The organism is uncultured Ruthenibacterium sp. (genome assembly GCF_963558415.1).
Classification (GTDB): Bacteria; Bacillota; Clostridia; order Oscillospirales; family Ruminococcaceae; genus Ruthenibacterium.
In genome coordinates this window covers 1-12,332 of the sequence record NZ_CAUWGY010000069.1, presented here as the reverse complement: position 1 = coordinate 12,332, position 12,332 = coordinate 1, and the positions used below count along the sequence as shown (strand labels likewise).

Sequence of the window (12,332 nt, the reverse complement as noted above, 5' to 3'; positions counted from 1 at the left end):
AGGATGATGTCCTGAGCGGGAGTTTTCATTACGCAAATACCTCCTCGAGTTTCTTGGCAGCATCCACGCTGATGACGAACTTGCCGCCGTTCAGCACTTCATAGGTGTTGATGTTGTCAGCAGTGGTGGTCTTTACGCCCGGAATGTTGGCAGCGCTCTTTACGAGCTTGGCGTCCACAGCCGGGATGACGATCAGGGCTTTCTTGGTGACGCCGACAGCCGTCAGCATGTTGGCAACCGTCTTTGTCTTGTACTCAGCAGCCTCGATCTTGTCGACCACAACGATCTCGCCGGACTGAGCTTTGCTGCTCAACGCAGACAGAAGAGCCAGACGCTTCACCTTTTTGTTCAGGCGGAAGGAATAGTCACGGGGTTTGGGTCCAAGTGCAATACCGCCGTGTGTCCACTGCGGGCTGCGAGTAGAGCCCTGACGAGCGCGGCCGGTGCCCTTCTGGCGCCAGGGTTTGCGGCCACCGCCGGAAACCTCACTGCGGGTCTTGGTGCTCTGGGTGCCCTGACGCTGATTCGCCAGGAAATTAACGATAGCCATGTGCATCACTTTCTCGTTGGGAGTGATGCCAAAGACGGCGTCGGAAAGCTCGATCGTGGAAACTTTCTTGCCGTTCATATCCAAAACGTCAAACTGTGCCATGATGCTTTCCTCCTCTTACGCTTTCACGCTATCGGTGATGCAAACCACGCTGCCCTTCGGGCCGGGGATCGCGCCTTTGATAGCGATCAGATTGTTTTCTGCGTCAACTTTGACGACTTTCAGGTTCTGCACGGTAACGCGCTCAGCGCCCAAATGGCCAGGCAGTTTTTTGCCTTTGAACACACGGGACGGAGAAGAGCAAGCGCCCATAGAACCGGCGTGACGGGAAACAGGGCCAGTGCCGTGGCTCTCACGCAGACGGTGACCGTTCCAGCGTTTGATGGTGCCGGCATAGCCTTTACCTTTGCTGGTGCCCACAACATCGATGTGATCTCCTGCCGCGAACACGTCCGCTTTCAGAATGTCGCCGATGTTCATGCCGCTGATGTCCGCCAGACGGAACTCACGGAGCGTTTTTTTCGGAGCAACGTTTGCCTTGTCAAAATGACCCTTTGCAGGCTTGGTCACTTTCTTAGCGGAAATATCGCCAAAACCAAGCTGAACCGCAACGTAGCCGTCGCTTTCCACTGTCTTCTTCTGCACAACTGTGCAGGGGCCGGCCTCAACTACAGTGACGGGAACCACTTTGCCGCTCTCGTCAAAAATCTGCGTCATGCCGATTTTCTTGCCGATGATACCTTTTTGCATTTCTTTTTGCCTCCTAACAGGTTATTGGTTGATGCCGTCGGCACCAACATGACCTCTCCGAACGGAACTGACTTTCAAAGTCCCGCTGCATTATCTTCCCCTGCGGAAGAATTACAGCTTGATTTCAATGTCAACGCCGGCGGGGAGCTGCAGGCTCGTAAGAGCCTCAACCGTCTTGTTGGACGGTTTCAGGATGTCGATCAGGCGCTTATGAGTGCGCATCTCGAACTGCTCACGGCTGTCCTTATATTTATGAACAGCGCGCAGGATGGTAACGATCTCTTTCTCTGTGGGAAGAGGAATCGGTCCAGAAACGCGAGCGCCAGTACGGCGGGCGGTTTCTACGATTTTCTCTGCCGCATTGTCGATGATCGTGGCATCGTAGCTCTTCAAACGAATCCTGATTTTCTCCTTGACTGCCATTTCTTTCGCCTCCTATAAAATTGTTTAGGGGGGCTTTGTAAACACTGAACACTGAGCCGTGTGTTTCACGCCTTCGCATCAGAAAAGCCGGTGAACCGCTACGCAGTTCGCCCGGACACACTTACCGCAAAGTACATGGACATTGGTTTATACGGAGTAACTCGCACAAACGTGACCCTTCGCATCAGTATTTGTTCGCCCGGTTCTAATGATCGGACATACTCGGCGGAAAAACCCGTGGCTGAGCACGGCAACCTCCCGCGTCATCGCATATCTTTGCCCTGCGAAGATGCAGGGCACTCGCAGTCGCCCTATCATAATAGCAAAAACCCCTGCAAAAAGCAAGGGTTTTTGAAAAAAAAGATATTTTTTCCTATTTTCTACTTTTTGTTTTTATAGGATAAACTTTCTCGTGCAGTTTTGTGCAACATGTCTAATTCTCTTTTCTGCATGCGTCAGGCACCTCCGGTTGCACATAGGCCGTCTCATATGTTTCATAAAGAACCATTCCGGGTTTTGCGCCATTGGCTTTCCAAACATTGCGCACTTGCGTGTAATCCACTGCCACTTTGGAACCCGCCGACTGACTGGAATGAAACGCCGCCAACATCGCCGCCTCTGTTTTTGTGGAATCAGGCACATCTCGCCCTTCCCCCAAAATGACAACATGACTTCCCGGCGCGTTTTTTACATGGAACCACCAATCGCGTCCACGTGCCACTTTTAAGGTCAAGCGATCATTTTGCGCATTGTTACGTCCAACCAAAATTTCAAATCCGTCGCTCGAACGGTAACGCATAAAATCGGCCGGCTTTTGCTTTTTATCCCGAATTTTGTAATATTTCAGATACCCCTGACTCTTCAATTCGGCTCGAATCTCTCCAAGCGCACTTTCTCCCTGGGCTGCATCCACCTCATAACGCACTGTGTCCAAATATGCTATTTCTGCTTCACTCTGGGCAATTAAATCTTTCAGGAGGCGAGCAGCCGTCTGCTTCTTCTTATATTCTTTAAAGTATTTCTGAGCATTGGCGCTAGGCGACAAACGCACATCCAGCGGAATCGTCACATTTGTTCCGTCATAGTAATTGGTCACCGTTACTTGACGATCTCCCCTTTGAATCGCCCACAAATTTGCGCTCAGGAGTTCTCCATAAATTCGAAGTTGATCCGAAGCCTCACTCTGTTCCTGTTCTTCCCTCCTGGCCGCCGCCTTTCGGACAGCACGCTCATAAAGATTATGAACCGTTTTCGAGAGCTCCTTGCTCTTCTGCCGTAGGCGCTCAACTCGATCCTTTTCCGCATAATACCCTTCCAGAAGGGCCGAAAAGGAGGAATAAATTTTTTGTTCTGCTGATGGACCATACTGCGTCAAGGGCAAAAAACTAAACTCCACAGGACGTCCTTCCGCCAATACAGCGCAAGGTGTTCCCCCCTGCCCAAAAACTTGTTGCACCTGCTCAATCGCTTTTACAAGCGCTTTTTTGTCCTCATCCGTCAAATCGATTCCTATTTTCTCTTCCGAACCAAATGCACGATAAGCCGCCTCCCGACAAACCACAGGGCCTACTCCTCCGGTAACCTTCACCAAAGCTTGTCCTACCGGAAGATCTTTTTGCGCCACAGCAGCCACAATCCCAACCGCACTTGTCGCAAGAAAAGAAGCCTTTTCAGGTTTCGGCGGCAAACGATACATCAGTCCCGGCAAAAGCTGCCGAATTTCACTGTCTTCAAAATCCACCCGTTTCAGAGCATCAATAATTTTTCCTTCCTGCGCAGGATTGGCCGCGTTTTCTTTTCGAATCAAAACCAAATTGGAATAACGCCCCATCAATTCCGCCGCAATGGTATTTACAACTACATCGCCCATTTCATTGGTACATTGAAAATCAAAAAACAAAATTCGCTCGTCCTCAATCCCCCGCACACACAAGAGGCGCCCTCCTGTAAAGTGCTTTCGCAGAAGCATACAGAAAGAAGGCGGGACCGACGGATTTTCAAAGGTTTCTTCCGTAATACACGCACGTGCAGAACCGGAACGTGCAGATAAGAACAGGCGAAAATTTTCTGTGCGAGTTCGCATGTTCAACACGATCTCATCCCGCGTGGGCTCAAAGATTTTATCGATACGGGCATCTTTTAAGCGCTCATCCAGCTCCTTTTGAGTTAAAGCCAGCGTCGCCGCATCCAAAGCCATACTCTTTCTCCTTCTTATTTCATCATACGATATTGCATCGGATCCTTTGTATTATCTGTCTGAGAAAAATCCCACTGAAAAACCGGGACTTGCGGGAAAACGCGATGAAAAAACGAAGCCATCACGGGCACAATCCATCTTTCCGTTCCATAATGAGTAGCAGCTATTACGGACATGCCTGCCTGCCGTGCGTCCAACGCCTCATGATGCCGCATCTCTCCTGTAACGAGACACTCTGCACCCGCATTTTGAGCTTGCTCCCAAAAATCGCCTCCGGCACCGGATACAACCGCAACCGTTTTGATGTTTTTTTCACCGGACACCCAACAAACAGGCGCCTGCAAAGATGTCTGCACCCGCTCTGTTAACTGTGCGACATTCATCGGGCTTTCCACTTCACCCAAATACAAAAAATCTTCTCCAGGGCGAACGTTTTTCAGCCCAATCTTGTTTGCCAATGTTTCGCAGACACCATCCCTCGCTTTATCAAGATTGGTGTGCGCACAAACAGCCGTAATTCCATGTCGCAACAGCTCCGCCGGAACGCTCTTATAATCCAAAGACTTCATCGGGTGAAAGATTACCGGATGATGCGAAAAAATCAAATTGCAGCCATTCTTGGCGGCCCACTGTACAGTATCAGACGTGATGTCCAATGCACAACAAATTCCTGAAATTTCTTCATCTCCACCATGCACCAAAACGCCAACGTTGTCCCAAGCCTCAGCCGAATCCCACGGAGCCCAATGTCCAACCGCATCATACAACTGCGCCACTGTCACATTTCGCATTTTTTCGCCTCCTGTTCCACTCTGCTTGCCAAAATCAAAATATCTGCTTGTCGCTCCGGATCTTTCACTCCACGGGCATACTTTCTTGCCAAAAGCGCTACATGTTCCAGATAAGCCTTGGCCTGCGGAGTCCGTTTTCCCGTTTTTCCCACCGCGCAAGCAAACGCATCCATCTGTTTTTTCTGTGCGGTATATTCCCAGCACATCACTGTATACACCCGTCCAGCAGCAACAACCGGCGTCTCATCCAGTAAAGCAAAGCCATGGCTCCAAAGCCATCCTCTCAGATGCGCATGTTTTGTAGGCGGCACAAAAATAAAACGCGTGCCGGTTTCCAACGGAAACGGACACGCCGCGATCATTTCGCAAATCGTAATTCCCGAGACACCTGCTATCACAACGGTTGTGACCTCTCCGGCAGCAAGAACAGAAAGCCCGTCGCCCAATCTGCACTCCACAGATTCTGGGCAGTGATAACGTGCCATTGTTTCACGCGCACGCTCCAATGGAGCCGAACGTATATCCGCGGCAATAACCTTGCATTTTTTCTGTACCGCAAGATAAGCTGCCAATTTCCCATGATCACAACCAATATCCGCCACTGCACTGTGCGGCTGCACAAAGGCAGCCGCAGCAGACAGCCGAGCATCCAAAATCGGAAACAATTCAGCCAACAGCAGCCTCCAGTTTAGAAACCAAATCAGCGGAATCGATGCCGTGGACATAACACGCCTCTTCCAACGTTTCAAACTGATGAGAGGGGCATCCAATGCAATGCATTCCAGCAGCCAGCAATACATTCACTACCGCCTCATACACTCCATTGTCCTGTGCTGCACGCAGCAATTCTCCCATCGTCAGATCCTTTGAAATATTCATTGAGTCTTCCACTCCTTTTTTCAGTTTCGTTGTTATCATACCCCAAAGGGGCAACTTTGGCAAGTTTTTTCGAATTCACACTACAAAGCCGCCATTCACTCCCAAGACCTGTCCGGTAATGAAATCGGCCTCAGAGGATACTAAAAATCGAACAGCCCTTGCCACATCTTCCGGCCTTCCAAGGCGCCCCACCGGCGTCTGCTGCGCAAGCTCTTTTTTCGTATCTTCCGAAAACGAACTCATCATATCCGTTTCTACTACGCCTGGCGCAACACAATTCACAGTAACTCCGCTTGGCCCTTCCTCCTGTGCAAGTGCCTTTGTCAATCCAATGAGAGCCGCCTTTGCCGCCGAATAATGGACCTCGCAAGAAGCACCTACCTGCCCCCACATCGAGGATATATTGATAATTCTCCCCCACTTACGTCGAATCATTTCCGGAAGAGCCTGTCTGCAGCACAAAAATGCCCCGCGTACATTGATCTGAAACATTCTATCCCAGTCATCCGCACTCAAATCCGAAAACAACTTTTGCTGTGCAATTCCAGCATTGTTGATCAAAATTGTAACTGGCCCCAGTACATCCGTAACTCGCGCGAACAAACAGGACACACTGTTTTCATCAGAAACATCCACCTGAAATGGTACGGCCGTTCCACCACTGTTCGCGACGATGCGGCACAGCTCCTCCGCCTTTTCCTTTTGTTCACGATAACACGCAGCCACACGATATCCGTCCTTCGCCAATCCTTGCGCAATGGCCGCGCCAATTCCACGGGATGCTCCCGTTACAATTGCGGTTTTTTCCACCGGGGAATCTCTCCTTTCTTTCTCCGGATTCGAAGTTGTTCGAAAAAATCCTGCAACAAAGACGCGCATTCCTTTTCCATAAGGCCACTTTCCAAAATCGGCTTGTGGTTAAATGGCATATCAAAAAGGTTGGTTACGCTGCCGCAGCATCCCGCTTTCACATCCCGTGCACCATACACCACTCGTTTCAAACGACTGTTGATAATAGCCCCGGCACACATAGGACACGGCTCCAAGGTTACAAAAAGTTCGCATTGCCAAAGTCGCCAACCGCCCAATGCTTTACATGCCCTATCGATTGCCAACAACTCTGCATGATGAGTGGCATTTTTTTCTGTCTCCCGTGTATTGTGTGCCACCGCAACGATTTCTCCGTCTTTTGCAATCACCGCCCCCACGGGCACCTCTCCCAGAGAAGCCGCTATGCGTGCCTGCTCCAACGCTACGCACATTAGAGATACGTCATCCACCAATGCTCCTCCTCTCATCCGAACAGGGGCCAAACTGCACGAATGGCAAGACCTGCAAATGTAATCAAAAACAAAGGCGCAGTCAACAAACGTTCCAAACGACTCTGCCGATTCTTGGGGTCGTACACTCTTGGAATGGGTTTAAAAAGCCTCATTGTCTTTCGCTTTTGAATGGCAATCGCGCACCCGATGGCCGCTACACCAAAAATCATCGTTAAATATCCAGTAAGGGCAAACGCAGAAATCCCATCCAGTTTTTGCGTTGCATACAAAAAGCAAAAAGACATCGTATTATTGGCAAGATGCACCACCATTCCAGCAGCCAAAGAACCAGTGCAGTAAGCAGCCAATCCCATCAAGACAGATGCCACAAAAATCGAAGGCATCTGGGCAATATCCTGGTGCAGCAGCATAAACAAAACCGACGACACTACAATTGAAAACCAAGCGCCCCAGTGAGAAAGTAACTTTTGTATTGCCCCTCGAACCAACAGCTCCTCAAAAATGGCCGGCACCACACAAATGCCTATGTAATACAAAAGCATCGCAAATCCACTTTGCGGGAGCTGAACAGCCACAGGCGGACTATAATTTGTAAAGCGTTCCAAAAAGCGCTGTAACAGGCTTGTCCCTAAGCTACACAACAAGTTGATTCCTAAAAGAACCGGAACAAACAGCCATAGTTCCGCACGTTTAGGAAGATACAGAGAAATTTTCAGCCGCATCGTGCTGTTACGCACTGCTACCCACATCAAAGCGAAGGCCAGAACAAGCCCTACTGCCGGCAAAAGCAAATTGCAAATTCCTAAAATCCACTCTGGAACTGCAACTGGATTTTCCAAGGTTGCACTCACATGAAAAAAGCCAAACAATTTTTCTGCGCTCATTCGAAAAAGCGCCGTGCTGCCCAGATAAACCCACGCAGCCAGCGCTGTCAGATTCGCCACATATTTTAGCCGATCTCCCTGCCGCCTTGCCACTTTTCTTCATCTCCCCGCGTCCACGCTTTTTTTAGTATAACAAAAACGCAATGGGATGAATAGTATTTTGGCACTTTTTGAAGAAAAAAGGGAGCTGCAAATACGTATAGTTCTTATTCTTCATTCGGAATCTGCTGAACATAAACAACATGTGCTCGTTTACTATTGGACTCTTTCAATTCAGACTGCCCACTCGGAAAAGAATAAAACACTTCCACATACAAATCCTTTTCCAGACGATCTTCTACTTTTACAGTGACCCCTAATAGAGAAAACACATACTCGCTTCCGTCGTCGGCTCTCAAAAACAAATTCTCTCCCGACGCATCCAAAACCGTTCCACGAATTGTGGAACACTCCGTCAGATCAATCGTCCCAGAGATCAAAGCATCCGGTTCGCGAATGACTTCTCCACATCCCGTTAAACCAACAATCAATACAATCATGATTGCCAAAAAGCGAAACTTCTGTCCCATGTTCATCCCTCACATCCTGCTTGTCACACAATTACTATATGCACAGGTTCTAGGGATTATCCGGACAAACCCACATTATAAAAACCGGACCACTGCAATAGTGATCCGGTTTACAAAATTCTTATTCAGCTTCTGCTTCGTCCTCATCCTGTGCAGGCTCTTCCGGCAACAAAGCTTTCATAGAAAGGCTAATGCGCTTTTTGTCATAATCCACATCGATCAGCTTCACTTGAACTTCCTGACCAACGCTCAAAACATCCGAGACTTTCTCAACGCGCTCGCGAGAAATCTCACTGATATGAACCAAGCCATCTACGCCCGGCAGAATACGCACAAATGCGCCAAACTTTGTAATAGAAACAACTGGAGCGGTGAACTCGCTTCCGATAGGATACTCAGCTTTGAACTTCTCCCAAGGATTGTCCTCAGCTTTCTTGTAACCCAGAGAAACCTTCTTGTTCTCCATATCCAAATCTTTTACATATACTTCAATGGTGTCGCCTACATTCACGACCTCGGAAGGATGTTTGATACGATTCCAGGACAACTCGCTGATATGTACCAAACCGTCCACACCACCGATATCCACAAAGGCACCATAATTGGTCAAGCTCTTAACCACACCGGTGTACTTTTTGTCAACCGCGACATCCTGCCAGAAAGCCTCTCTCTTCTTGTCCGCTTCTTCCGCCAAAACTTCACGGATAGAGCCAACAATGTGACGGCCCTCGCACTGCTTAATCTTCAGCTTAACATTCTGCTTGACCAAAGCGGTGTAGTCCTCACTATGACGCAACGTTGCCTGAGACCGCGGAATAAACACGCGCACATTTTTGACCAGAGCAACCAAGCCACCAGAGTTCGCCTCGGTGACGTAACCGTCCATAATCTCTCCGCTTTCAACAGCAGCAGCTACTTCTTCTTTTCCTTTGTTTTCATCAAAACGCTTTTTGGACAGGTAGACGATGCCTTCCTGATCGTTCACTTTCGTCACAATGAGGTCGAGCTCGTCACCTTTCTTGACCAAATCTTCCGTCTTGGCAGAAGGGTCATTAGTGAGTTCCTCAAGCTTGACGAAACCTGTCTGCTTCGTGCCGATGTCAACCTGGATCTCGCTGGGAGCCACAGCGGTGACAATGCCCTTGACGACCTTTCCGTTGTAAATCGGCTTCAAGGAAGCGTCGATCATCTCCTCAAAGCTCAGTTCCTCTTCACGAATTTCCTCGCTCATACTGCTCAGTACCTCCTCAATAATAGACGACGGTGTAGACGCACCCGCTGTCACACCAACTCGATGCACTCCATGGAACCAGTTTTTGTCCAGTTCCGCTGCAGTCTCTATCGAAACGGCTTTCGTGTAGTGCCCGGCAACTGTAACCAGCTTTTGGGTGTTAGAAGAATGTCGGCCGCCAATGACGATCATCAAATCACACTGTTTTGCCAAACATTCTGCTTCGTGCTGCCTCGCCCATGTAGCATTACATATTGTATCAAATATCTCGAGATTTGTATAGACTTTTTTGAGAAACTCTACACATTCTCGCCACTTTTTTGCTTCAAAAGTGGTCTGAGCGACCACAAATCCCCCATTTTTGGCAATTTCTGGTAAATTCAACCGTTGTAATTCTTCCAAATCTGCAAACACAAAAACCGGACCGCAACTGTGGCCTACGATTCCTTGCACCTCCGGATGCGCCTGATCCCCCGCCACAAAAAGAGCTTTTCCTTCCTCACCGGCACGTTTTGCCAGGCGATGAATCTTTGCTACGAACGGACAAGTTGCATCGTGTATTGTGACTCCACGCGCTTGCAAACTTTCATAAACGCTTTCCGGTACCCCGTGACTGCGAATAATAATTTCATATCCATCTGGAAGGTCATCCGGTGTTTGGAGTGTAATCGCTCCTTTTTTTTCCAAGTCCGCCACACATTGCGGATTATGAATCAAAGGTCCCAGAGTTGCTACTTTGTGCCCTTGCTTCAAAAGATCATACGTCAATTTCACCGCACGATCTACACCAAAACAAAATCCTGCAGTTTCTGCTCTTAAAATTTCCATCTGTTTGCATTACTCCATCATAAGTATTGGCGGTTTTGCTCAAGAAGCTCTTCCAATCTCTGCGCAAGCAATTGCTTACACGCTCGAAGTTTGGAAGCACTTCGCGGCTCTCCCAGCTCTAACTGTTCCGCAGGAATCGGACTTCCAAACACGACTGTACACCGGCCAAATAATTTCAACTTACCGCCTTTATAAATAATGCGGCACGGTATCATGTCCACGCCGGCTTGCGCAGCAACCACAAAAGCTCCCGATTTTAATTTTCCCAAATTCCCATCCTTGGAACGCGTCCCCTCTGGAAAGATCAAAAGGCCCTGCCCATTTCGCACGCATTCAATCGCCTGATCAACAACGGCTGTATCTCCTTTTCCTCTATGAACAGGAACCACTCCCACACGCCGAAAAAACCAAGTGAAAAACGGATTGATATGGAACAATTCTTCCTTGCCCATGACTAGCATTTTGGGTCCCCAAAACCGTGCCAAAACCACAAATACCGGATCCAAAGCCGACAGATGATTCGGCGCTAAAACAAAACCTCTATCCCGAATTAAATTTTCTCTTCCAATCACTTTAATCCGAAATGCCACGTGCCAAATCACCCATGCCAACGGCACAATAATACAATAAAGCATCTTGCCTCTCCCTCACAGACGTTCTTTAATAATTTGCTGCAACCGCTCAAACGCCTGTTCAAAGCTGAAGCCAGTCGTATCCACAACCACTGCGTCCTCCGCCGGTTTCAACGGTGATAGTGCACGATTTGTATCTTGATCATCTCTTTGTCGCACATCCTCTAAAACGGTTTCGTAGCAAACCGTCTCACCTCGCGCCAAAAGTTCTTCGTATCGGCGACGTGCTCTTTCTTCCGGAGAAGCCGTCAGAAAGATTTTAATTTGCGCATTCGGCAAAATAACCGTGCCAATATCTCTTCCATCCATTAAAACATTGTTTTCTCTAGCAAGACTGCGCTGTGTTTCTAGTAAGAACGCACGAACCGACGAAAGGGCAGAAACATCTGAAGCCGCCATCGAAATCTGTTCCGTACGAATTCGATTCGAAACATCCTCATCGTTCAAAAACACATGCTGTGCCCCATCCTGATAGGCCAAATGAATTTTTATATTTGGAAGAAGTGCTGTTACCGCATCCTCCTGCTTGGGATTCACTCCGTTCTCAACAGCGTACAGTCCAACAGTTCGATACATTGCACCTGTATCTACATAAATGTATCCGAGCCACGCAGCCAGCCGCCGTGCCAAGGTAGACTTTCCCGCACCAGAAGGTCCGTCGATTGCTATTGCCGTCATGTTCTTCTCTCCTTTTCCTCTACATATGCATCGCAGCCGCATAAGCTGTTGCAAAAGCTATTCCAAGATTGTATCCACCCGTGTATGCGTCCACATCCAAAACCTCTCCTGCAAACACAAGCCCCGGGCACAATTTACTCTGCATCGTCTTCGGGTCCACTTCTCTTACCTGCACTCCGCCGCTTGTAATAACCGCATGCTGCAGATCTCCCTTTTCTTTTAACGGGATAGAAAAACCTTTTATAAGCTCACACAAAGCCCGCCTTTCGGCACGATTAATCTGATTCACCTTTTTCTCCGGGGGCACACCCCAACGTTCAAGAACCACCGGACGCATACTGGATGGAAGCAATTTGTCCAAACAGCTCTTGGCCGTTTTTCCAGCCAACAACGAAAAATCCGAGTCGACCCTTCTCTCAAGTTGCTCCATATTCAAGCCGGGTTTCAAATCAATGGAAAGGGAATATTCATATTTTTGCATATCACGAATATGTGCGCTTGCACTCAGGACAAGCGGGCCGGACACTCCAAAATGAGTAAACAGCATCTCGCCCATTTCTTGAAACAATACTTTTTTCCCCTCATAAAGAGAAAGCTCCACATTACGCAATGATAGCCCCATCATTCGCTTGCAAAG

At 48.6% G+C, this 12,332-nt stretch carries 15 protein-coding genes; all 15 read right to left on the bottom strand.

The window, feature by feature from the left end; genetic code table 11:
* Nucleotides 1-28: 28 nt before the first annotated feature.
* Nucleotides 29-652, bottom strand: coding sequence for a 50S ribosomal protein L4 (gene rplD / locus AB5H98_RS10420; RefSeq protein WP_367925840.1), 624 nt, complete (start codon nucleotides 650-652; stop codon nucleotides 29-31).
* Between the two features lie 15 nt (nucleotides 653-667).
* Nucleotides 668-1,300: a 50S ribosomal protein L3 gene (gene rplC / locus AB5H98_RS10415; RefSeq protein WP_367925839.1), complete on the bottom strand. Its 633-nt coding sequence runs from the start codon at nucleotides 1,298-1,300 to the stop codon at nucleotides 668-670.
* A gap of 111 nt (nucleotides 1,301-1,411) precedes the next feature.
* On the bottom strand, nucleotides 1,412-1,723 hold the full coding sequence (gene rpsJ / locus AB5H98_RS10410) for a 30S ribosomal protein S10 (RefSeq protein WP_367925838.1): 312 nt from the start codon (nucleotides 1,721-1,723) through the stop codon (nucleotides 1,412-1,414).
* Nucleotides 1,724-2,156: 433 nt separating this feature from the next.
* Entirely contained in the window at nucleotides 2,157-3,920 is a 1,764-nt protein-coding gene (locus tag AB5H98_RS10405) for an NFACT family protein (RefSeq protein WP_367925837.1), read from the bottom strand.
* Nucleotides 3,921-3,934: 14 nt separating this feature from the next.
* A complete protein-coding gene (locus tag AB5H98_RS10400; protein ID WP_367925836.1) occupies nucleotides 3,935-4,711 on the bottom strand; it encodes a Nif3-like dinuclear metal center hexameric protein in 777 nt (258 codons plus the stop codon).
* Nucleotides 4,699-5,385, bottom strand: coding sequence for a class I SAM-dependent methyltransferase (locus AB5H98_RS10395; RefSeq protein WP_367925835.1), 687 nt, complete (start codon nucleotides 5,383-5,385; stop codon nucleotides 4,699-4,701). Before AB5H98_RS10395 ends, AB5H98_RS10400 begins: the two co-directional genes overlap by 13 nt.
* Nucleotides 5,378-5,590, bottom strand: a complete 213-nt coding sequence (locus AB5H98_RS10390) for a DUF1858 domain-containing protein (RefSeq protein WP_367925834.1) — start codon at nucleotides 5,588-5,590, stop codon at nucleotides 5,378-5,380. The genes AB5H98_RS10395 and AB5H98_RS10390 overlap by 8 nt, the downstream gene beginning before the upstream one ends.
* 75 nt (nucleotides 5,591-5,665) lie before the next feature.
* On the bottom strand, nucleotides 5,666-6,400 hold the full coding sequence (locus AB5H98_RS10385) for an SDR family NAD(P)-dependent oxidoreductase (RefSeq protein ID WP_367925833.1): 735 nt from the start codon (nucleotides 6,398-6,400) through the stop codon (nucleotides 5,666-5,668).
* Nucleotides 6,379-6,870, bottom strand: coding sequence for a nucleoside deaminase (locus tag AB5H98_RS10380; protein WP_367925832.1), 492 nt, complete (start codon nucleotides 6,868-6,870; stop codon nucleotides 6,379-6,381). Before AB5H98_RS10380 ends, AB5H98_RS10385 begins: the two co-directional genes overlap by 22 nt.
* 14 nt (nucleotides 6,871-6,884) lie before the next feature.
* Complete coding sequence (locus AB5H98_RS10375) at nucleotides 6,885-7,850, bottom strand: lysostaphin resistance A-like protein (protein WP_367925831.1); 966 nt, start codon at nucleotides 7,848-7,850, stop codon at nucleotides 6,885-6,887.
* Nucleotides 7,851-7,963: 113 nt separating this feature from the next.
* The gene (locus AB5H98_RS10370) at nucleotides 7,964-8,326 is read right to left on the bottom strand and encodes a hypothetical protein (RefSeq protein ID WP_367925830.1); all 363 of its coding nucleotides are present in this window, start codon (nucleotides 8,324-8,326) and stop codon (nucleotides 7,964-7,966) included.
* A 121-nt stretch (nucleotides 8,327-8,447) separates the two neighbouring features.
* A complete protein-coding gene (locus tag AB5H98_RS10365; protein ID WP_367925829.1) occupies nucleotides 8,448-10,385 on the bottom strand; it encodes a bifunctional 4-hydroxy-3-methylbut-2-enyl diphosphate reductase/30S ribosomal protein S1 in 1,938 nt (645 codons plus the stop codon).
* A 17-nt stretch (nucleotides 10,386-10,402) separates the two neighbouring features.
* Nucleotides 10,403-11,020: a lysophospholipid acyltransferase family protein gene (locus AB5H98_RS10360; RefSeq protein ID WP_367925828.1), complete on the bottom strand. Its 618-nt coding sequence runs from the start codon at nucleotides 11,018-11,020 to the stop codon at nucleotides 10,403-10,405.
* A 12-nt stretch (nucleotides 11,021-11,032) separates the two neighbouring features.
* A complete protein-coding gene (gene cmk, locus AB5H98_RS10355; RefSeq protein ID WP_367925827.1) occupies nucleotides 11,033-11,695 on the bottom strand; it encodes a (d)CMP kinase in 663 nt (220 codons plus the stop codon).
* Between the two features lie 19 nt (nucleotides 11,696-11,714).
* The coding region (locus AB5H98_RS10350; protein WP_367925826.1) for an aminoacetone oxidase family FAD-binding enzyme at nucleotides 11,715-12,332 on the bottom strand (618 nt) is incomplete at its 5' end.

Coding starts and splice junctions, on each gene's coding strand:
- rplD (WP_367925840.1), bottom strand. CDS start 652: ATGGCACAGTTTGACGTTTTGGATATGAACGGCAAGAAAGTTTCCACG.
- rplC (WP_367925839.1), bottom strand. CDS start 1,300: ATGCAAAAAGGTATCATCGGCAAGAAAATCGGCATGACGCAGATTTTT.
- rpsJ (WP_367925838.1), bottom strand. CDS start 1,723: ATGGCAGTCAAGGAGAAAATCAGGATTCGTTTGAAGAGCTACGATGCC.
- AB5H98_RS10405 (WP_367925837.1), bottom strand. CDS start 3,920: ATGGCTTTGGATGCGGCGACGCTGGCTTTAACTCAAAAGGAGCTGGAT.
- AB5H98_RS10400 (WP_367925836.1), bottom strand. CDS start 4,711: ATGCGAAATGTGACAGTGGCGCAGTTGTATGATGCGGTTGGACATTGG.
- AB5H98_RS10390 (WP_367925834.1), bottom strand. CDS start 5,590: ATGAATATTTCAAAGGATCTGACGATGGGAGAATTGCTGCGTGCAGCA.
- AB5H98_RS10370 (WP_367925830.1), bottom strand. CDS start 8,326: ATGGGACAGAAGTTTCGCTTTTTGGCAATCATGATTGTATTGATTGTT.
- AB5H98_RS10365 (WP_367925829.1), bottom strand. CDS start 10,385: ATGGAAATTTTAAGAGCAGAAACTGCAGGATTTTGTTTTGGTGTAGAT.
- AB5H98_RS10360 (WP_367925828.1), bottom strand. CDS start 11,020: ATGCTTTATTGTATTATTGTGCCGTTGGCATGGGTGATTTGGCACGTG.
- cmk (WP_367925827.1), bottom strand. CDS start 11,695: ATGACGGCAATAGCAATCGACGGACCTTCTGGTGCGGGAAAGTCTACC.